20 protein-coding genes are annotated in these 19,113 nt (G+C 51.1%); 11 read left to right on the forward strand and 9 right to left on the reverse strand.

Annotated features, from left to right (window positions below; genetic code table 11):
- Positions 1 to 169: 169 nt before the first annotated feature.
- Positions 170 to 1,273 (forward strand): glycosyltransferase family 25 protein, encoded by a 1,104-nt coding sequence (locus ACJJIZ_RS19315; protein WP_444914511.1) that lies wholly within the window; start codon positions 170 to 172, stop codon positions 1,271 to 1,273.
- Between the two features lie 11 nt (positions 1,274 to 1,284).
- Here the strand turns inward: ACJJIZ_RS19315 and ACJJIZ_RS19320 are convergent, their stop codons facing one another.
- The 4 genes from ACJJIZ_RS19320 to ACJJIZ_RS19335 are packed head-to-tail and all read right to left on the reverse strand — an operon-like array spanning position 1,285 to position 4,638.
- The gene (locus tag ACJJIZ_RS19320; protein WP_282933977.1) at positions 1,285 to 1,722 is read right to left on the reverse strand and encodes an ion channel; all 438 of its coding nucleotides are present in this window, start codon (positions 1,720 to 1,722) and stop codon (positions 1,285 to 1,287) included.
- Complete coding sequence (gene tadA / locus ACJJIZ_RS19325) at positions 1,709 to 2,164, reverse strand: tRNA adenosine(34) deaminase TadA (protein ID WP_444892964.1); 456 nt, start codon at positions 2,162 to 2,164, stop codon at positions 1,709 to 1,711. Before tadA ends, ACJJIZ_RS19320 begins: the two co-directional genes overlap by 14 nt.
- 36 nt (positions 2,165 to 2,200) lie before the next feature.
- Positions 2,201 to 3,004: a putative RNA methyltransferase gene (locus ACJJIZ_RS19330; RefSeq protein WP_444914512.1), complete on the reverse strand. Its 804-nt coding sequence runs from the start codon at positions 3,002 to 3,004 to the stop codon at positions 2,201 to 2,203.
- On the reverse strand, positions 3,001 to 4,638 hold the full coding sequence (locus ACJJIZ_RS19335; RefSeq protein ID WP_444894980.1) for a GMC family oxidoreductase: 1,638 nt from the start codon (positions 4,636 to 4,638) through the stop codon (positions 3,001 to 3,003). The genes ACJJIZ_RS19330 and ACJJIZ_RS19335 overlap by 4 nt, the downstream gene beginning before the upstream one ends.
- Positions 4,639 to 4,722: 84 nt before the next feature.
- Here ACJJIZ_RS19335 and ACJJIZ_RS19340 point away from each other — a divergent pair, with 84 nt between their 5' ends.
- Positions 4,723 to 5,412, forward strand: coding sequence for a class I SAM-dependent DNA methyltransferase (locus ACJJIZ_RS19340; protein WP_444914513.1), 690 nt, complete (start codon positions 4,723 to 4,725; stop codon positions 5,410 to 5,412).
- 26 nt (positions 5,413 to 5,438) lie between these two features.
- On the opposite strand, the gene ACJJIZ_RS19345 is transcribed toward ACJJIZ_RS19340, so the two are convergent.
- Positions 5,439 to 5,591, reverse strand: a complete 153-nt coding sequence (locus ACJJIZ_RS19345; protein ID WP_413664650.1) for a hypothetical protein — start codon at positions 5,589 to 5,591, stop codon at positions 5,439 to 5,441.
- A gap of 165 nt (positions 5,592 to 5,756) precedes the next feature.
- On the opposite strand from ACJJIZ_RS19345, the gene ACJJIZ_RS19350 reads away from it, so the two are divergent.
- Both ACJJIZ_RS19350 and ACJJIZ_RS19355 read left to right on the forward strand, forming a co-directional pair.
- On the forward strand, positions 5,757 to 6,245 hold the full coding sequence (locus ACJJIZ_RS19350; protein WP_444914514.1) for a hypothetical protein: 489 nt from the start codon (positions 5,757 to 5,759) through the stop codon (positions 6,243 to 6,245).
- An 88-nt stretch (positions 6,246 to 6,333) separates the two neighbouring features.
- Positions 6,334 to 6,828 carry an RDD family protein gene (locus ACJJIZ_RS19355; protein ID WP_444906181.1) on the forward strand — a complete coding sequence of 165 codons (495 nt, stop codon included), beginning with the start codon at positions 6,334 to 6,336 and terminating at the stop codon, positions 6,826 to 6,828.
- Between the two features lie 13 nt (positions 6,829 to 6,841).
- Here the strand turns inward: ACJJIZ_RS19355 and lptG are convergent, their stop codons facing one another.
- Positions 6,842 to 7,903 (reverse strand): LPS export ABC transporter permease LptG, encoded by a 1,062-nt coding sequence (lptG, locus tag ACJJIZ_RS19360; RefSeq protein ID WP_444892961.1) that lies wholly within the window; start codon positions 7,901 to 7,903, stop codon positions 6,842 to 6,844.
- A complete protein-coding gene (lptF, locus tag ACJJIZ_RS19365) occupies positions 7,896 to 9,029 on the reverse strand; it encodes an LPS export ABC transporter permease LptF (protein ID WP_444914515.1) in 1,134 nt (377 codons plus the stop codon). Before lptF ends, lptG begins: the two co-directional genes overlap by 8 nt.
- A 189-nt stretch (positions 9,030 to 9,218) precedes the next feature.
- Here lptF and ACJJIZ_RS19370 point away from each other — a divergent pair, with 189 nt between their 5' ends.
- From ACJJIZ_RS19370 to ACJJIZ_RS19395, 6 genes are all read left to right on the forward strand, one after another.
- Positions 9,219 to 10,685: a leucyl aminopeptidase gene (locus tag ACJJIZ_RS19370; RefSeq protein ID WP_444894984.1), complete on the forward strand. Its 1,467-nt coding sequence runs from the start codon at positions 9,219 to 9,221 to the stop codon at positions 10,683 to 10,685.
- Between the two features lie 128 nt (positions 10,686 to 10,813).
- Positions 10,814 to 11,236: a DNA polymerase III subunit chi gene (locus ACJJIZ_RS19375; RefSeq protein WP_282933987.1), complete on the forward strand. Its 423-nt coding sequence runs from the start codon at positions 10,814 to 10,816 to the stop codon at positions 11,234 to 11,236.
- A 24-nt stretch (positions 11,237 to 11,260) separates the two neighbouring features.
- Positions 11,261 to 12,151, forward strand: a complete 891-nt coding sequence (locus tag ACJJIZ_RS19380) for a hypothetical protein (protein WP_444914516.1) — start codon at positions 11,261 to 11,263, stop codon at positions 12,149 to 12,151.
- 144 nt (positions 12,152 to 12,295) lie between these two features.
- A complete protein-coding gene (locus ACJJIZ_RS19385) occupies positions 12,296 to 15,070 on the forward strand; it encodes a valine--tRNA ligase (protein WP_444914517.1) in 2,775 nt (924 codons plus the stop codon).
- Between the two features lie 537 nt (positions 15,071 to 15,607).
- Positions 15,608 to 16,231, forward strand: coding sequence for a suppressor of fused domain protein (locus tag ACJJIZ_RS19390; protein ID WP_444906186.1), 624 nt, complete (start codon positions 15,608 to 15,610; stop codon positions 16,229 to 16,231).
- Positions 16,232 to 16,327: 96 nt separating this feature from the next.
- The gene (locus ACJJIZ_RS19395; RefSeq protein WP_444914518.1) at positions 16,328 to 16,732 is read left to right on the forward strand and encodes an ABZJ_00895 family protein; all 405 of its coding nucleotides are present in this window, start codon (positions 16,328 to 16,330) and stop codon (positions 16,730 to 16,732) included.
- Positions 16,733 to 16,777: 45 nt separating this feature from the next.
- Here ACJJIZ_RS19395 and csrA (ACJJIZ_RS19400) read toward each other — a convergent pair whose 3' ends face one another.
- A complete protein-coding gene (gene csrA, locus ACJJIZ_RS19400) occupies positions 16,778 to 16,966 on the reverse strand; it encodes a carbon storage regulator CsrA (protein WP_444914519.1) in 189 nt (62 codons plus the stop codon).
- A gap of 718 nt (positions 16,967 to 17,684) precedes the next feature.
- Here csrA (ACJJIZ_RS19400) and ACJJIZ_RS19405 point away from each other — a divergent pair.
- Positions 17,685 to 17,939 (forward strand): hypothetical protein, encoded by a 255-nt coding sequence (locus ACJJIZ_RS19405; protein WP_444914520.1) that lies wholly within the window; start codon positions 17,685 to 17,687, stop codon positions 17,937 to 17,939.
- Between the two features lie 130 nt (positions 17,940 to 18,069).
- On the opposite strand, the gene csrA (ACJJIZ_RS19410) is transcribed toward ACJJIZ_RS19405, so the two are convergent.
- Positions 18,070 to 18,258, reverse strand: coding sequence for a carbon storage regulator CsrA (csrA, locus tag ACJJIZ_RS19410; RefSeq protein ID WP_444914521.1), 189 nt, complete (start codon positions 18,256 to 18,258; stop codon positions 18,070 to 18,072).
- Positions 18,259 to 19,113: the final 855 nt, after the last annotated feature.

The raw sequence follows: 19,113 nt of genomic DNA on the forward strand, positions 1-19,113 counted from the left end.
GGATGCCGATTAGGAGCTTGCAGGGATGTATTCACAGCGTGTCTCGAGTGCGATGTATTCTTTCCTTCCACCCCAGTAGTAAGTTTCCTCATCCTTTTCGGACTGGCAGGTCAAACCTTAACCTTCAATCGTAGCAACTTAACTTAGGACCATAAGATCAGGGGAGTTAATGGCCCATGACGCTTCTATACCGTCTGCAGACGGTATAACTAAAGGTTTTCCAACCCTGACCTCCAAGCGTCCAAGGGGCTCCTGTGGTGCCCGGCACTTGTTCAGCGCCTCTTGGTGGAAAAGCCCTGTCATTCTAGCAACTGTGGTAGCTCAGGAATTTTTGCCTGGCCTGCTGGCTGCTACCAGCCACAAGCCCAAGCGGCACCCGCTTTCCCCACCAACAAGACAACGTCGCCGCCTCCCTTTAAGCTCCAGACGCCCAATTACCCCACGCGGCCGCCGTCAGCGACCCTATATCGCCAATACCCCCTGTTGGATTATCACTCTGCAACCAAACAGTGATGACGTTGATCTATTACTCAGCGCCGGGAAAATGCAGCGACTGCATATCAACACGATTGAGGGGATTGATGGGCGCTCAGGCATTCCAGAACTGGAAGATGATGAGCATATCGCAAGTAACATCACCCGGTGGCGCCACTTGTGCGAACTCAAAAGCTCCGAAATTGGATGCTATCTCGCCCATTTGAGAGCAATTCGCCGGGCATACCGCTCGGGTTTGGACCGGGTCTGTATTCTGGAAGATGATGTACAGCTAGAACCCGCATTTGGCCGCGTCTTAGCGGAATTAGAGCAACTCCCTGAAAATATCGAGATGATTCGACTGATGGGACTTAAAGTCCGCAAGCGAAAAGTCGTGCAAACCTTGAATGACGGTGTTCATCAGTTAGTGCGACCAGAGCGGGGGTGGTGTGGAGCACAGGGATATTTGATTAACCGGCGCGGTATGGAGAAAGTCTTAAAATATGCCAGCCGTATTTTCGAACCCATCGACAAGGTATTCGATCACTTCTGGCAATTTGACCTAAAACTGTATGGCGTTGAACCCCACCTTCTGTGGGAAAACGAGCACATCTCCAATATTGTTAAATCCAATATCCACCGCACGAAAGTCGCCCGGTGGCTCTATTGGCTGCACCCTTTCGGAAAACTCTGGCGCAGTGTGGGCAGGCACTTTTATTTAAGGCTCCACTCAAAAGAGTTCTATCCAGCAGAAAAACCCACACAACGCACAGGGCGTACGGCGCGAATTAAATCTTAAAAACCCTATGATCAATTCTCCCAATAACGCTGCATTTTTAAAAACATAAAAGAAGCGGTCCAGGTAATCATCACCAGTCCCGTAAGGGCTTCAAGGCCAGCGGTAAAACGCAGGTGCCCCAAGGGCTCGATATCACCGAAACCCAGTGACGTATAAGTAGTAAATGAGAAATAAGCGCAGTCCAGCAGACTGCCATTAAAATTACCCACCAAAGTGCCAAAGTAAGGCGAATTCACCATAAAGTAGTAACAGTAGGCAAACAGCCATATTTCAGCCACATGGGCGATCAGGGCGCCAAACACCCCCATCACAATCGCCAGGTTATGCTTAATTGGTATCCAGCGACCGATACGGGCAAGGGCACTCAATACTTCGTGATGAATCAGGACGACCGTGGCGACAACTATCGAATTCACCACAAAAGCAAATGCCAGATCAGCGTCGATCATGAAAGAACTCGCGCACTAAATTGCTTGCCTCTTCCGCCATGACTCCCGACTCCACCGTAATCTTGTGATTGAAAAAGTTGGCTTGTGCCAATTCCAGCTGGCTCTCAACAACACCGGCCCGGGGTTCGGTAGCGCCGTATATCAGCCGCCCTACCCGCGCATGTACCATTGCGCCAAAGCACATAGTACAGGGCTCAATCGTCACATATAAAGTGGTGTTTGGCAGGCGGTAGTTTTGTTGTTTATCTGCCGCTTGCCGCAGGGCTACGATTTCCGCATGGGCACTGGGGTCACAATTCCCAATCGGGCGATTACTGCCCTCCCCTATGATTTTTCCATCCTGGACCAAAACCGCACCCACCGGTACTTCACCGCGCTCAGCAGCGAGTTGTGCAAGCTCCAGGGCTCGCCGCATAAATCCAAAGTCTCTGGGAGTCGCCATAAAGCTGCTCTATTACCTCTACCTAGCAAATGCCTGTTATTTATGTTTAATAAAACGACGAATAACAAAGTCCGCCTCCAGCTCCAGGCTGTCGCGCTCTTCGAGTTTCTGCCGTTCTTCACGGTTGCCCTTCCAGGCAAAAGGCGTCATAGCGAGAAAATCTGCAATGGCCTGCTTGCCCTTCAATGCGAAAGGGAAACAGCAACGCATATCGACTTCCGGGGTCAACTTCTCAATCACTTTTGGTGCGGGATGTTTACGCGGCTCTTTATAGAGGTACTTCTTTAGTGACCACAAGTGATCGGGGCCAGGGGATACGTCTACCAAATGACCACCGGTTTTGATTACCCGCTCCATTTCATGATCGGGGGCTGGGGCAAAGATCTTCAGCAGGTTATCCACCGACTCCGAGACCACCGGCAAATTCACATTGCTGGCAACCACAAACTGGGCGCCACTGTCGCGCTTGGCCGCCATACGCACGCCGGATTTTGAAATGTCGATACCGGAAAGGCCGTGGCCATGCCAGCCAGCGGACTCAAGCTCCCGCAGGTAATACCCCTCACCGCAACCGATATCCAGTAAACGTCGGCCGGGCTTGTAGGGCAAGAGCGCCGAAATACTATCAACCAAAGGCCGATAGTAACCGGCGTGAAGAAAGCGCCGCCGCGCGTGAAGCATCTCCGAAGAGTCACCGGGATCTTTACGGCGCTTGCGATAAACGGGCAACAAATTGACGTAGCCCTCACGCGCGCGATCAAAACTATGTCGATTGGTACAGTGCCAAGTATCTTTTCCTAGAGTTAAGGGGGCAGCACAAAGCGGGCATTGCCAAATCATTCAACTTCCTGAGTGTGTCTATTCTCTTTTACAAACGAGCGCGAAGACCGCTGCATAATCAAATCTGCCGCCTTCTCCGCAATAGCGATCACAGGCGCATTGGTATTGCCACTGATCAGGGTGGGCATTATGGAGGCGTCCACAACCCTCAGTCCATCCACACCGTGTACTTTTAGCTCGCTGTCCACTACAGCCAATTCATCACTCCCCATTCGACAGGTACCTATCGGATGGTAGATGGATTCTGCATGCTGGCGAATATAGTGGATGATTGACTCTCTATCACTCAACTTCTGCTCTGGACGCAAGGACTTTTTCTTGTAGCGACTCAGTTCCTCCTGGGCGAGGATATCCTGTGCCATTTCAAATGCTTCCACCATTACCTGCAGATCCTCGGGCTCACTCAGGTAGTTGGGTTCAATTCTGGGCAGTTTGCGTGGATCGGTGGAGTCCAGGGTGATCTCACCGCGACTCTTAGGCCTCAGGGCACAGGCGTGAAGGGAGTAACCGTAGCAGGTGCGCTTATTAAACCCATGTTGGAAAGTCGGAACTGCCGTCATGTGGAACTGAATATCCGGGTTACCCCCCGCCAGACTGGAACTGGCAAAGCCCCCCGCCTCGGCCACATTGCTGGTTAAGGGCCCTTTATTTAAAAAGATCAGTTCTGGCAGGCGCATTGCGGTGAGAAGCTTCGGCCACAGTGCCTCGGAAAAGCTAACCGCTTCAGAGGCTTCCACTACTTGAATAATATCCAGGTGGTCCTGCAGGTTTTTTCCGACACCGGGAAGATGCGCTTGCGAAGTCACACCAGATTTACGCAATTGGTCCTGATCCCCAATACCAGACAGCAATAATAGCTGTGGCGACTGGATAGCACCGGCACTTAAAATCACTTCCTTGTTCGCCAGGATTTTAGTGCCATCAAGCAATTCGACGCCGGTCGCTTTCTCTCCCCTGAGAATAATCCTCGCCACCTGACTGTTGGTACGAACATGTAGGTTAGAGCGGCTGGAAACTGGGTGCAGATAAGCTGTAGCCGCAGAGCAGCGGCGGCCGCGCCGTTGGGTTACTTGGTAAAAACCCACGCCATTTTGCTGGCTGCCATTGAAATCATTATTCGGCCGGTGTCCCAGGGACTCAGCTGCGCGTAAAAAAGCATGGCCCGATCGGGTTTTCCACTTTAAATCCGAGACCGACAGAGGGCCGTAGCCACTGTGGTGCGCATCAGTACCCCGTTCATTGCCTTCCGACATTAAGAAGTAAGGCAACAAGCCCTTCCAACCCCAACCGGGATTACCCTCCGCTTCCCAGGCATCGTAGTCATCGCTGTTTCCACGAATATAAACCATGGCATTTATAGAGCTACTACCCCCGAGGGTCCTGCCCCTCGGCCAAAATAATTTCCTGTCATTCAGGTGCTTTTGTGGCGTGGTATGGTGGTGTAGGTTGTAGCGAGTACCCGGCAGTAACTCGCCAATACCGACAGGGATGGAGATCAAGGGGCTCCGGTCTTTAGGACCCGCCTCCAGAAGACAAACTCGATTCTGCTCTTCGGCACTGAGCCGATTTGCTAAAACACAACCGGCGGAGCCGGCACCTACGATCACATAATCAAAAATCATTTGAGTGGACATGGGACCTCAGCACCTTTGTAGCTGGATGGTCCACTGACGGTACACTCAAGCTGTGAATAATGACAGGCTGGAGGTCACCCAAGCATGCCCAATTCCGAATTCAGTGATGATCAGGTACTCACCTGCTGGCATAAGAATGCTCATGAGTGGACTAAAGTAGTAGACAATGCCGCCATTCCCAGCCGCCGACTAGTTACTGATGCTGCCATTGTCAGCACAATCATGGCGTACCAACCTGCGAGCATTTTAGATATCGGTTGCGGTGAAGGCTGGCTCAGTAGAAAACTGGCGGAGCAAGGTATTCGAGTCTGTGGTGTCGATGGCGTTAAGGATTTAGTGGATATTGCCAGCGCTCGAGCAGGCGCCAATGAATCCTACCGGCGATTGCAGCACGAAGAAATTTGCGCCGAAAAACTGGAACAGCAGTTTGAACTTATCGTGTGCAACTTCTCCCTCATCGGAAAGGAATCTGTCGAGCAACTATTCAGCCATGCACGCGAGTTAATACTGCCCGGTGGGTATTTTGTCATCCAAACTCTTCACCCCCATCAGGCCTGCGGTAATGAGCCCTATCGAGATGGATGGCGCCCGGGATCTTGGGAAGGTATTGACGGAGATTTTGAAGAGGCCGCTCCCTGGTATTTCCGCACCCTGGAAAGTTGGGTCCAGCTATTTCGTGACAACAGCTTTGCCATAGAAGCGATTCACGAACCCAGAGCCGATAGCCAACCAACCCCATCCTCACTGATTATTTGTGGGAGAATTTTGCGGTAGCGCATTTTGGAACTCTTTCCTGGCACCTAAGCCCCGATCCGGTGGAAAGAGGAGCTATTCAAGACAATTTTTTCATCAGCATTGGCACAGAAATACCAAAACAATAATAAAAAAACATTGGCGGGCTCCTGCTCACGCTCGCGACCACTTAGACAAAAATGAAAAAGTATCCATTTCATGCGGCCTCCAAGGAAAGAGATGACTTTTTCGGACTGTCCAGTAAGTGGAGTTGCATCAGCCGCCTAATTAATTCGAAAAAATGCTTTGTTAAGGGTGACCCATAATAAATTCAACGACCGCTTGCGGCCATCGAAATGAGAAGTTGACACCCAGGGGTAAACAGAATGCTACTCTGCAGTTTCCGATTCAGCGCCAATCAACTAGTGCCAAAAACCGTTGGCCTATTTCTTCTGCCCGCGTGCTGCGTCTGTTCTGCCGATGAGTTATTTATCCCGGATTCCCATGAAACCCTGAATATGGAATCCGGCAGTCTGTTTTTCTCCGACAGTGCATTTGCAATGGATAACGAAGCCCTGGTCCAGGCCGCCGAGTACTTACGCACCAATAGTATGAGCAACGTACAGCGACGCCTAAATTACCAATGGCTGCAGATGCACACCAATCCAGATGAGTTTAAGCCCCTGAAAGGCGGCAAAGCCCTGTCCAAAATCCTGCGAATGGGGCTTGAGACTTACAAGGCACAAAACTCCCGCGCCGCACGTACAGGCTTGCTCAGGTACACCAACAATAAGGGTAAGATTGGCAGCTCGGTGGACTATGGCATCTCTCTGTCCGATGACAAATTCAAGTTCTCTTTTGAGCTGGAGTTTTAGGGAGCCCCTGAACTCAGGCGCGCTACCTCTCCTTCCCCGTTTACAGGTTTGTTAGAATCTCCGCCACTTAAAACCGGCGGAGATAACCGTGAGTAGCTCGAACACCCCCAAATCCTTTCCTGAACTCCCTGTTGCCGGGGTGGGTCCACGCCTGGCCGCACTGCTCTACGACCTGCTGATATTGATGGGCCTACTGGTGGTTTACGGCTTTATCGCGCTGATGGTTGCCTCTACCGTGGTGGGCCTCAACTGCCAGCCCGAGGCAAATGACTACAACCCCTGTGTCAGCGGACCATTCTTCCAGCTGGGCGCTCTAGCGGTTATCGTAGGGTATTACTTCTGGTCCTGGAGGGCTGCGGGTCAAACTGTGGGGATGCGCGCTTGGCGTCTGCTGCTGGCGAGCCCAAACGGAGCCCAGCTCACTTGGCGCCAGTGTATCCTTCGCGCCATCGTAGCGCCGCTGTCTATTGCTTGTTTGGGACTCGGTTACTTCTCTGCCTGGGCCAGATCCGACAAGGCCACGTGGCATGACCTTATCTCCGAATCCGAGGTGCGCGTACTTCCCAAGAAGTCTAAAAAGTAGAAGGCCAGGGGCCCTAACGGGCCCGCTGCAGTAGATACCATCCCGCGCCAAAGCACAGCAATATCGGTAGCAGCACCGCGAGGAAAGGCGGGAAGCCAAATACCAGGGAAGATGGCCCCAGCATATCCTGGACAAACTGGAACACCAGGCCAACCACCAATCCGGTAAACACACGCAGTCCGGTGGTTACTTCACGCAGAGGGCCAAAAATAAAAGAAATCGCCACCATCACCAGACTGGCGATAGTGAGAGGCTGCAATACTTTTTTCCAGAACTGCAACCAGTAGCGACTGGAGTCTTCACCTTTGCGATCGAGGAATTTGCCGTAAGCCCACAGATTGCGCGGTGACAGATCCGCAGGCAAAGGCACCACCAAAGCGAATAACTCTGGCGAAATCTCCGCCTTCCATTCGGTCGTAGGTAACGCCTCACTCTCGGTATGCTCACCGGTGAAGATAGTCGTGCGGCTATTCTCCAGTTCCCAGCGCTTGCCGTCAAAATGGCCGCGCTCAGCAAACTCCACCTGCTCCAGCTCTCGATCAGCACCGAAGTGGTAGCGGGTAACACCGTAAAGCTCACCATCCGGCAGCGCCGCGTTGAAGTGCACAAACTCGCCGCTGTCTTTCAGCCACAGGCCACTTTCCAGACCGCTCGCCTCCAGCTCACCCAATGCCCGGGCTTTGTCACTCTCGGCAATTACATTGGTCTTGGGAATAACAAATTCCGCCAGGCCCAAACCCAGTAAAATCAGCAGCATAATGGGCTTCATCACCGCCCAGGTAATCCGACCGATTGAGACTCCGGCAGACCGCATAACGGTCAGCTCACTGGTACCTGCCAATGAGCCCAGCCCCACCAGACATCCAACCAGTGCGGAAAAGCCCAGCTGTTCATAGATACGCGCTGGCAATGTCCAACCCACATACTTCAGGGCATCGATAAAGCCGTAATCCTTCTTCAGCTCTCCCAACTGGTCCACTAACGCAAAGACCACAGTGAGGCCAAGAATAATCATCAGCGCGCCACCCACAGCAACAATAACGGTGCGGGCGATATATAAATCGAGCTTACTCACCTGGCGACTCCTTCACACCCTCGGGCAAACGCTTGGGCGGCGCCTTGCGCCAATTTCTTCCCGCTAACAGCAGCAAGCCGAGCAGTAAGAACGGCGGATGAACCAGCCAGATCATTGCCGGATTGGAAATCTTGCCGTCCTCAATCGCCCCCCTGACACCCTGCAGGATTACCAGGTAGGTGATATACAGCAGAATGGCCGGGATCATCTTCGCAAAACGCCCCTGCCGAGGGTTGGTACGGGATAATGGCACTGCGAGTACTGCAACCACCAATACCAATATCGGAAGGCTGAAGCGCCAGTAGAGGTAGGCCCGCTGCTGCGGATCATCGCCTTTAAGGAGATCCAGGGTTGAAGCCGATTCCATCTGGTCCTGCAAGCGGCTGCGCTCGCGAGGCACCTCCAGGATCACCGAGTAACTGTCAAATTTCATCTGGCGGTATTCCCGCTCACCGGGAACACCCTCATAGCGAAAACCGTCGCGCAGGACCAAATAGCGCAGGCCTGTCTCAGGATCTATCTCCTGTACACCTTCACGAGCACGGATGACAATCTGCTGGTCTGCCTCAGTTTCCTCTTCCGCACCACCCAACTCAGCCAGGAACACCCCCAACATGGTGGACTTGTCTTCGCTCAGCGTATCGGCGTAATAAACCGCGCGGCCGCCCTGGGAGGACACAAATCTCTTTGGTACCAGGTGATCAAATTCGTTGCGCGCCTTTTCCGCATTTAACAGGCTGGTGGAACGCTCCATACCCGCCGGAGAGAAATACAGGCTCATGGACGCCACCACCAGCGCCAGCATCAGTGCTGGAATCATGGTATAGCCCAGCAAACGCCAATCGCTAAAGCCACAGGCGTGCAGAACCGTCATTTCACTTTCTATATAAAGGCGGCCATAGGAGAGGAGAATCCCCACAAACAGGCCCAGCGGTAACACCAGTTCCAGGAATCCCGGTAAACGGAACCCCATCAGGGAGAACAGGATATTCGCCGAAATATCACCGGCAGCAGCTTCCGCCAGGTATTTCACGAATCGGCCGCTCATCACAATTAACAGCAAAATTGCGCTAACCGCTAGCGTGGCAAACAGCAGCTCGCGGCAGAGATAGCGAAAAATAATCACAGGGCGAACAAATTCCTTGGTGACAGCGGTGTGATGGTGTCTGAATCAAAAACGAGCAAGTTTCCCTCTAGGTACAGCAATCCACAGGCAGGCGGGTTAAACTTGTGCGACGCATTATCACTAAAAATTCTTGCTATGTCTCGGCCTAGAGACATGCAATCTATTGTCAGATTTTAAGGAAAGCGAAAAATGCAGTTCTCCGCCAAGGTTGCAGATATCAGTAAACAACGCAGTGCCTGCTCTATTATTTCAGCAGATGCCAAAAATAACCTCAGCGAAAGTGGAAAAAGCCTGGATAAATTGACCGGGGGAATGATTGCAAAAATCCTCAAGCGCGGGGACTTGGGGGCCAAATCTGGCAGCACCCAGCTGATCAATCTTATCGACGTTCCCAGCGAGCGCGTTCTGGTCGTGCGCACCGGTAAAGGCACCATCAGCCAGGCGGAATTCCGCAAGCTGGCAGCCAGCAGTGCCAATGGAGTGAAGAACTTTAAAGAAGCCGCGAGCTACCTCTGCGAAGTGGAGGTAGAAGGTGCCGATAATCGCTGGAAAGCACAGCAAATCGCCATGGCCGCCGGTCTGGCAAGCTACCGCTACACCCTGTCCCGCACCGATGCAAAACCCTTACCCCTGGCGAAATTCACCATCCACGCTCCAGAGAAAAAGCAGCTGAAAGCTATTCAAGGCGGCATGGAAGTAGGTGCCGCTCAAGCACTGGGCAGCAATGTCGCCCGTGATTTGGGGGACCTCCCAGGCAATATCTGTACCCCCAACTACCTGGTTGCCCAGGCGAAGGCGCTGGCTAAAAAACATGCAAAGCTCACCACCAGCGTGCTGGACGAAAAGAAAATGAAAGCCCTGGGCATGGGTGCTTTTCTCAGCGTCTCCAAAGGCAGCGACGAGCCCCCCGCCCTGATTGCCATGAACTACAAAGGTGGCAAGGCCAGCGAAAAACCTGTGGTATTGGTCGGTAAAGGCATCACCTTCGATAGCGGCGGCATCAGCATCAAGCCGGGCCAGGCTATGGACGAAATGAAATACGACATGGGCGGTGCCGCCAGTGTCTTCGGCGTGATGAACGCCCTGGTTGAACTGCAGCCTTCTATCAACGTAGTAGGCCTGGTTGCCGCTGCTGAAAATATGCCCAGCGGCCGCGCCAGCAAGCCCGGTGATGTTGTGACTTCCATGTCCGGCAAAACCATCGAAATCCTCAACACCGATGCCGAAGGGCGCCTGGTTCTGTGCGATACGATCACCTACGCAGCCAAGTTCAAGCCCAGCGCAGTGATTGATATCGCCACCCTCACCGGTGCCTGTGTTATTGCCCTGGGCCATCACGCCACCGGTCTCTACGCCAATAACGAAGAACTGGCCAAGAGCCTTCTCCAGGCCGGCGAAACTACTGGCGACCGCGCATGGCAAATGCCACTGTGGGACGAGTACCAGTCCTCCCTGGATTCCAATTTTGCCGATATCCAAAATATCGGTGGGCGCGAAGCCGGTTCAGTAACCGCTGCCTGCTTCCTGGCGCGTTTTGCCAAAGACTACAAATGGGCACATATGGATATTGCCGGTAGCGCCTGGAAGTCCGGCGCACAGAAAGGCGCAACCGGCCGTCCGGTTCCCCTACTGGTTGAATATCTACTGGGCAAATAAGTAGCCAAAGCGCACAATAGCCGCCGGCACCATCGGTGCCCGGCCGCCGGGCGGTCCATTGATTAATGGGCCGCTTTTGTTTTTGGCGGCATATCAATATGGCCGGGATTATTTGACCAGTATCTGTAATGACTCGCATTGATTTCTATATTCTCTCTTCCGACCAACCGGAACACGCCGATGTTTTTGCCTGCCGCCTGGCTGAGAAAGCCTTCCGCGCGGGTATGCGGGTATTAATCGCGGTAGACGACCCGCAACGGGCGGAGCAGATGGATCAACTGCTGTGGACATTTCGCGAGGACAGTTTTCTGCCCCACGCCCCGCAAACTGAAAACCAACAGGCGCAAATAGAAATTAACAGCGGCGAAGACCCCGCTGATCACCACGGCTTACTGATCAATCTCTGCTCCAAAGTACCCAAGTGGTTTAGCCGCTTTGAACGCTTGGCAGAAGTTGTGATCCAACAACCGGAACCATTAAAACGGTCCCGATTGCGATTTGGTCACTTCCGCGATCGCGGATATCCGTTACAATCCCATAAGATCAATTAGAGCCTCTAACTACGTCCGAGAGTCATGTCCGGCAAAAAAAACAAACACAAGCACCGCGGACAGCAGCGCAAGCAGCCCAGTGAATTTCTGGATGAACTTAATTCACTGCACAACTTGCTTGTCACCGACGAGAACAATGAAGAAATCCCCGTGCTCAGCCAGGTGGCCAAGCAGGGTAATCCTGTAACCCCTGAGCCCCCCACACTCCCCACTATTGCCGACATACCAAAACCCAGTGAGACACCAGCTACCAGTGAGTTCGAAGATATCGATACCTCACTGGAAGATATCGACCTGCCGATTTTATTTTCACCGGTTGAAGAAGAGATGCTGGCCCAGCAATCCCTGTCGCTGGCAGAGTCTGACCTGGCTCTATTGCGCCCGCTTCAAGAGCTGGCTATAGAGGATGAGGAACCACAAGCTTCCGCAGAAACCGGGCAAATCGAAGAAAAGCCCGTTGAAGATAAACCGGTTGAAACACCGTTAGAGCAGATTTCCCGGGAAACCAAAGTTGAAGATTTCCCAGAGGCCGAACTGGAGAGAGAGCCCGAACCGCAGCCGGAGCCCCGGGCGGAAAACCCATTTCTGCCAAATCATATTCGCTCCCGCCTCACCGGTGGACGGCCCCTACCAGTTGAAGAAAATACCCAAGTAACCGAAGCCCCAGTGCTCCCGGAAGTAGAAGCCCCAGCAACAGTGGCACCAGCCCCTGAAGTAAAGGAAGAAGCTGAACTTCCAAGCACTGAGGCCCAAGCCGCCGAAGAAGATCCGGCCGCAGACCCTGAGCCCTCCGCCAAAGAGCGCCAGCGCCAGGAATTGATCGAACAACTCGTCGCCCAGCAGCTGCCCAAACTGGAGCGCCGCCTGCGCGCCCAAATAGAACACGTGGTCGACGAGCTCGGCGTTTGGGATTGAGCGGTAAGCTCAAATACCGCCTTTTGCCCACCAGACCCCGGCGGTATAATTGCCGCCTTTTCCGCGCAGCCCGAGCAAGCACCAGACTATCCTGAGCCAAAACGCTGTGCACGCAGTCAGTTAAATACAAGGTTTCCCGCCCGCATGGACAAAACATACCAGCCCAACGCCATCGAACAGCAGTGGTACAAAACCTGGGAGGAGAACGGCTACTTCAAGCCTTCCGGGGATACTGAGGCCAAGCCCTACAGCATTATGATCCCGCCGCCGAACGTTACCGGCAGCCTGCATATGGGCCACGGTTTCCAGGAGTCCATCATGGACGCCCTGATTCGCTACCACCGCATGCAGGGAGACAACACCCTGTGGCAAGTGGGCACCGACCATGCCGGTATCGCCACCCAGATGGTGGTAGAGCGCCTGCTGGGCGCCGAAGGCGTATCCCGCCACGACCTGGGCCGCGACAAGTTTATTGAGAAGGTCTGGGAGTGGAAGGAAGAGTCCGGCGGCACCATTACCCGCCAGCTGCGCCGTCTGGGCGCCAGCCCCGACTGGTCTCGCGAACGCTTCACCATGGACGACGGTTTCTACAAAGCGGTGCAGGAAGTCTTTATCAAACTGTATGAAGACGGCCTGATTTATCGCGGCAAGCGCCTGGTGAACTGGGACCCGAAATTCCACACTGCGATCTCAGACCTGGAAGTATTAAACGAAGAAAAGCAGGGTCACCTGTGGCACTTCCGCTACCCGCTCTCAGACGGCTCCGGCCACTTGGTAGTTGCCACTACCCGCCCGGAAACCATGCTCGGCGATACCGCCGTAGCCGTACACCCGGAAGACGAGCGCTACCAGCACCTGATTGGCAAGACCATCAAGCTGCCGCTGACCGACCGCGAAATCCCGATTATTGCCGACGAATACGTCGATCGTGAATTCGGCACCGGCTGTGTAAAAATCACCCCGGCCCACGACTTCAACGACTACGAAATGGGCCAGCGCCACAACCTCGAGATGATCAACATCCTTGATGCCGACGCCCACCTAAACAACGCAGTGCCGGAAAAATACCGGGGCATGGAGCGCTTTGCCGCGCGCACACAAATTGTCGATGACCTGGACGCCCTCGGCCTGCTGGAAAAAGTAGAGCCACACACCCTCAAGGTACCTCACGGGGACCGCTCCGGCGCCGTGATCGAGCCCTGGCTCACCGATCAATGGTACGTAAAAACCCAGCCCCTGGCCGATGAGGCCATCGCCGCCGTTGAAGATGGCCGCGTTGAGTTCGTACCGAAAAACTACGAAAACATGTACTTCTCCTGGATGCGCGATATCCAGGACTGGTGTATCTCCCGCCAGCTGTGGTGGGGCCACCGCATCCCCGCCTGGTACGACAACGAAGGCAAAGTCTACGTTGGTCGCAGCGAAGAAGAAGTGCGCGAGAAGCACAACCTGGGCGCCGATATCAGCCTGCGCCAAGACGACGACGTACTCGACACCTGGTTCTCCTCCGGACTGTGGACCTTCGGCACCCTGGGCTGGCCAGAAGATACCGAAGAACTGAAAGCCTTCCACCCCAGCTCCGTACTGGTCACCGGCTTCGATATTATTTTCTTCTGGGTTGCACGCATGATGATGCTGACCCTCTACTTCAAGAAGGAAGTGCCGTTTAACACCGTGTACGTGCACGGCCTGGTGCGCGATAACCACGGCCAGAAGATGTCCAAATCCAAGGGCAACGTGATCGATCCTATCGATTTGATTGATGGCATCGACCTGGAGACCCTGGTAGAGAAGCGTACCTCTGGTCTGATGCAACCGCACCTGCGCGAAAAGATCGAAAAGCAAACTCGCAAAGACTTCCCCGAAGGTTTCTCTGCTTTTGGTACCGATGCCCTGCGCTACACCTACTACTCACTGGCATCCACCGGCCGCGACATCAAGTTTGATGTGGGCCGTATCGAAGGCTTCCGCAATTTCTGTAACAAGATCTGGAATGCCTCCCGCTACGTACTGCAAAACTGCGAAGAGCACGATTGTGGACAGGACGGCAGCACGGATTTTGAACTGACCATCGCCGACCGCTGGATTATTTCCCAGCTGCAGCGCACCGAAATCACCGTACGCGAAGCCATGGATACCTACCGCTTCGACCTCGCCTCCCAGGCCCTGTACGACTTTATCTGGAGCGAGTACTGCAGCTGGTACCTGGAGCTGTCCAAGCCGGTACTGTGGGACGACAACGCCTCCGACGCAGTGAAGAAAGGCACCCGCCGCACCCTGATCCGCGTACTGGAAACCATTTTGCGTCTGGCCCACCCGCTGATGCCGTTTATCACCGAAGAAATCTGGCAGCGTGTAAAAACACTCGCCGGTTCCAACGGTGACACCATTATGCTGCAGCAGTACCCAGAGGCCGACAGCACCAAGATCGACGAGGAAGCGGAAGCGGCTGTTGCCTGGTTGAAGCAGGTTATTGAAGGCGTGCGTAATATTCGCGGTGAAATGAATATTTCCCCAGCGAAGAAAATCCCACTGATCCTGCGCGGCGGTTCTAGCCGAGACAAAGAACTGCTGGAGCAAGCCCGCAGCCTGCTGATCAAACTGGCGAGCCTCGAAGAAATCACCTGGCTGGAAAGTGGTGAAGCTGCACCCGCCTCCGCCACTGCCCTGGTCGGCGATATGGAATTGCTGGTACCCATGGCTGGCCTGATCGACGTTAAAGCCGAAAGCGCCCGTCTACAAAAAGAGATTGATAAACTCTCCAAAGAACTCGCACGGGTCGAAGGCAAACTCAACAATCCCAAGTTTGTAGACAAAGCCCCCGAAGCCGTTGTTGCCAAGGAGAAGGACAAGCTTGCAGAAATGAAAGGTGCTCACGAGCGTCTGCAACAGCAGCTTGAGGAAATCAGTAACCTTTAATGGTTCTGGTAATCTACTCCATTAAAGAGCGGATCTGACTTAAAAAAAGGGGGCTCTGCCCCCTTTTCTTTTTTTGATATAAATCAAACTGCCCCTTCTTGAACTAGTGCCTTTCGATTTTCTATCAACTTCAGAACCCAAGTATTTGCCCAATGTACCTGCATCGCTTGTGGGTTTGCCGGCTCTAATATCAGCTTTACCGAAGTGGTCTTCGACCTAAAACGCTTCAAGCACCAAACCATTTTTCAACCCTCTAAGTCCCTGATAAGAAATCAACATGATTTTCAATCGGCTTGGCTGTTATTTTTTACAAAGATCATGAATGATTGAAAGCTCTAGGAAACTAGAGAAAGTCTATTCAGTGGGGACAGTGGGTAAAGTGTTCATTTTTGCATTTGGGACAAGAGTTCAAGCTTGTGTGATTTATTAATTCCTCAAGGTTTTACGCATTTCTTCGCTAGATTGATTCCAGGATCATAATCATGATAATAGTGGTCAGATTGATTATCTATATAAATATTATGTGAAGGAAAAAGTATGAGCTTCCTTGAAGACTCCTGGAAAGAACGAGAAGAAACAATATACAGGGGAATATTTGGTGATCTAGGACCCGGAATTTATACTTTATCAAACGAAACCTTTGATCGCATGAATGCTAAGGCTGTTGATCCTCGCTGGTTAACGCATGGAGTTTTCAAGAGTCAGCCATCCGAAACAAGGAATACCTGGGCTTATGTTACATCTGGTATGTCCAACCCTTGGGAGACTGAGGAACCAGAAGAGTTTTCTGGATTGGGCGTAGAGTTTGTCATGGAAACAGACGAAGAGGCGGATTGGGCAATTGGAGTTTTACAAACCTTAATGGCTTATAATTTACTTCTCATTTCTGGTCAGATGGGCAATTTTCCTCCCCTTTATTATGGGCACCGTGTTCCCCTTGCACTTTCTACTTCCATAAAAACGATGATGTTTACTCACCCTGTAAATTTCCCAGAAAACTTTGCCATTAAATCTGGAGCAGTCGATCTTATTCAGGTTGTGGGTATCACACCATCAGAATTAGAGGCTGCAAAAGAAACATCATCTGATGAGATAAGGCAAAAAATAATTAGTAACGCAGGTGGTTTGGTCACAAATAAGGAACGAGAAAGTGTGGCATAAATCATATAACGAGCTCAGCCATAAACGCCCATCCAGCTAGACTCGTCGCCGCGCTCCTCGCTTATGCTGAGGGCACTAACTACACAAGGAGAAGTAATGAGCATTCGAGGAGTATTAACCCGGTTCACTTTAACTTATATAACACTGATTTTCATCGTAGGATTTACACTTAACTACTTTGGCGTTGACAGTAATAGCGGCGTAAATTTCGGAATATTATTAGGCACGATATTTTGGGTATGTTCTTCTTTTGCGAATAAGAATCGTCGCTATTTCAATAAAAGTGAAAAAACCAGGGTAGTGATTGGCCTCATCGCAATTAACATGCTTATTCAAGCTATTTTCGGAGCTATCGCACTTTCCGAATCCGGTCATGAAGTAAGTGGTTCAGTTCTTTTGTTCTCAGTTGCGATTATCGGAGCTATTCATGCCGTCGCTATCTATTTCTTCGTAGGGTTTGCGAAAAAAACACTAATTAAGCAAGGCATCATAGAGAGTTAAGAAGACCTGCCAGAGGGACGCCCTTGCTTAGGGCGCTCCGTAATCTCAACCAACTCCATCCCCCAACACCCCCTCCTTTTGCAAACGTCTATAGATTTCCTCACGGTGAACGGGTAGAGATTTGGGGGCACGTATGCCTATCTTTACCTGATTACACTTAACTTCCAATACCGTAATTGAGACGCTTGCTCCAATTCGTAAGTTTTCACCCGTCCGGCGCTTTAAGATCAACATAATTGCTTCCTATAAATACTCAAACCATGCGTAGACCTCCCTTAATGGAAGGATTTGAAAGTAACTTTTAAGGAAATGAGTTAAAGAAAGTCTATTTATTGGGGATAGTGGGCAAAGTGATCATTTACGCATCTGGAGCAAGAATTCGGACTTGTATGTGATTTATTAATTCCTCGAAATTTTTACGCACTTCTTCGTAAGATTGATCCCAGGATGGTAATCATGATAATAATAGTCAGAATGATTACTATATAAACTTTATAAACCTAAAATATGTCAAATCATCGAGATTATCATTTTAAAGACTATGTTAGCTTTCGGTTTCTGGAGTTAACAGAGGAGCAAGCTGGCAATCTCGTCCATGAGGTTAAGCTGTCAAAGTATCGGGCACATTTCAAGAATCCTTGCTTTGTGGGACGTATTCCTCTGAATGAAGATACCATGGCAGAAATAGTGGCTTTCTTTAGTAAATACCAAATTGCCGCAGAGTCGTGTGATATATTTCTTTCGATATCTACTGGCAGTGATACTGAAATATGGGAAGCCCCAAATATTGTGAACCAATTGCTAAAACACATAGATTGTCGGTTAACGTTTTCATTCACTTGTACTTAGCAACGATTTATAACAAGTTTGTCGACGATCGTCCTTCGGACTGGCCGACCTTAAGCGTGTCTTCGCCACAAGGCTGCCCATTACAAAGGCGTTATAAATCCATATGAGTAAAGAAAAATTAAAGCATCGTTGTAGACAAAATCAGTACGAAGATGCTGAAATTTTCTATCAAAAAATTAATCGGGTGGAATGGGGTTGGGTTCTTTCGCAGTGGCAATCTGCAACTGAATTTGATATTGAGGATGGTTATGAAGGGGAAGTTGGCTCACAGATGTGCTCTCATCACCTCCTTATAAGATACTGCCCATTTTGTGGTGAAGATCTTGAAAATAAGAGAGAGGTACATGGTAGCTTATAACAAGCTAATAAACTTCACGCGTGAAAGACACGCGTCGGGCAGCTTACGATACGCTCCATCTGCCAGTTATTAGATCGCCCAGCGGACTGGACTCGCCAACGCGCGCCCTTGCTTAGGGCGCTTCGTAATCTCAACCAACTCCATCCCCCAACACCCTCTCCTTTTGTAAACGTCTATAGATTTCCTCACGGTGAACGGGTAGAGATTTGGGAGCACGTATGCCTATCTTTACCTGATTACCCTTAACTTCCAATACCGTAATTGAGACGTTCGATCCAATCCGTAAGTTTTCACCCGTTCGGCGCTTTAAGATCAACATATTTGCTTCCTATGAATACTCAAACCATACGTAGACCTCCCTTAATGGAAGGATATGAAAGTAACTCTTAAGGAAGCATCAGGTGGGGCGCGAGAACGGTAGGCATAGAAGTAGAAAAGGCAGACGCAACGCTTCCAGAGCCAGGGAACATGCCCCAAACTGCTGAATGGACTCCACTTTATTGAAGACGAGCGGGTTTCTAGCGTATGATCCATATAGCCATTTTGATACTGTGCTTATCAATTTGGTTAGCTGGCCCATGGTGTTCCACCACCTTGGGTCAGCGCCTTTTACTTACTCTTACGTCACGCTACCGTTCTCCTTTGAGGGAATGGTTTTTAGAAAATTCTTGATTCTCTCGAATCTCTTTGGTCATCGGCCTTCAGAAGGCTGTTCAATGACGACCCAAATACCGATAAATATTCACCGATTTTACGCAGCTTTGACACTAAAACAAACTGAATAAAATCCAATAAGATTATTTCTGTGCCTATATTTTTGATTACTCACGCTTTGAAAATTTCGGTTGCGTATAAAAATGGCCGTTAAGACTGATACTCTTCCCCGCAACTCACTTTGGAGTCCGGAAACAATAGATCATCCCTAAAGGCTTCACTTTGCTGCTTTTATATACAGTCTGTTGCTTTTCTGTGTTCTCCATTTCGAAAATCAAGAGCAGTTGCACATATCCACAGCAAGAAGAAAGTTAACTTATTGATTTTCAATGGTTTACGTCTGTGATCAAAAGCAGCAAAATATCAGGATATAATGCAGGCGCAATATATCTACTAGAGTAGTCTTCCACCGGTGCAGGCTTATATAATGGCTTGTATATTTTTTCTGGCGAGAGGAGTT

It is taken from the genome of Microbulbifer maximicatervae (SeqCode), from assembly GCF_052467225.1.

Coding starts and splice junctions, on each gene's coding strand:
- ACJJIZ_RS19315 (WP_444914511.1), top strand. CDS start 170: ATGGCCCATGACGCTTCTATACCGTCTGCAGACGGTATAACTAAAGGT.
- ACJJIZ_RS19320 (WP_282933977.1), bottom strand. CDS start 1,722: ATGATCGACGCTGATCTGGCATTTGCTTTTGTGGTGAATTCGATAGTT.
- tadA (WP_444892964.1), bottom strand. CDS start 2,164: ATGGCGACTCCCAGAGACTTTGGATTTATGCGGCGAGCCCTGGAGCTT.
- ACJJIZ_RS19330 (WP_444914512.1), bottom strand. CDS start 3,004: ATGATTTGGCAATGCCCGCTTTGTGCTGCCCCCTTAACTCTAGGAAAA.
- ACJJIZ_RS19335 (WP_444894980.1), bottom strand. CDS start 4,638: ATGTCCACTCAAATGATTTTTGATTATGTGATCGTAGGTGCCGGCTCC.
- ACJJIZ_RS19340 (WP_444914513.1), top strand. CDS start 4,723: ATGCCCAATTCCGAATTCAGTGATGATCAGGTACTCACCTGCTGGCAT.
- ACJJIZ_RS19345 (WP_413664650.1), bottom strand. CDS start 5,591: ATGAAATGGATACTTTTTCATTTTTGTCTAAGTGGTCGCGAGCGTGAG.
- ACJJIZ_RS19350 (WP_444914514.1), top strand. CDS start 5,757: ATGCTACTCTGCAGTTTCCGATTCAGCGCCAATCAACTAGTGCCAAAA.
- ACJJIZ_RS19370 (WP_444894984.1), top strand. CDS start 9,219: ATGCAGTTCTCCGCCAAGGTTGCAGATATCAGTAAACAACGCAGTGCC.
- ACJJIZ_RS19375 (WP_282933987.1), top strand. CDS start 10,814: ATGACTCGCATTGATTTCTATATTCTCTCTTCCGACCAACCGGAACAC.
- ACJJIZ_RS19380 (WP_444914516.1), top strand. CDS start 11,261: ATGTCCGGCAAAAAAAACAAACACAAGCACCGCGGACAGCAGCGCAAG.
- ACJJIZ_RS19385 (WP_444914517.1), top strand. CDS start 12,296: ATGGACAAAACATACCAGCCCAACGCCATCGAACAGCAGTGGTACAAA.
- ACJJIZ_RS19390 (WP_444906186.1), top strand. CDS start 15,608: ATGAGCTTCCTTGAAGACTCCTGGAAAGAACGAGAAGAAACAATATAC.
- ACJJIZ_RS19395 (WP_444914518.1), top strand. CDS start 16,328: ATGAGCATTCGAGGAGTATTAACCCGGTTCACTTTAACTTATATAACA.
- csrA (WP_444914519.1), bottom strand. CDS start 16,966: ATGTTGATCTTAAAGCGCCGGACGGGTGAAAACTTACGAATTGGAGCA.
- ACJJIZ_RS19405 (WP_444914520.1), top strand. CDS start 17,685: ATGAGTAAAGAAAAATTAAAGCATCGTTGTAGACAAAATCAGTACGAA.
- csrA (WP_444914521.1), bottom strand. CDS start 18,258: ATGTTGATCTTAAAGCGCCGAACGGGTGAAAACTTACGGATTGGATCG.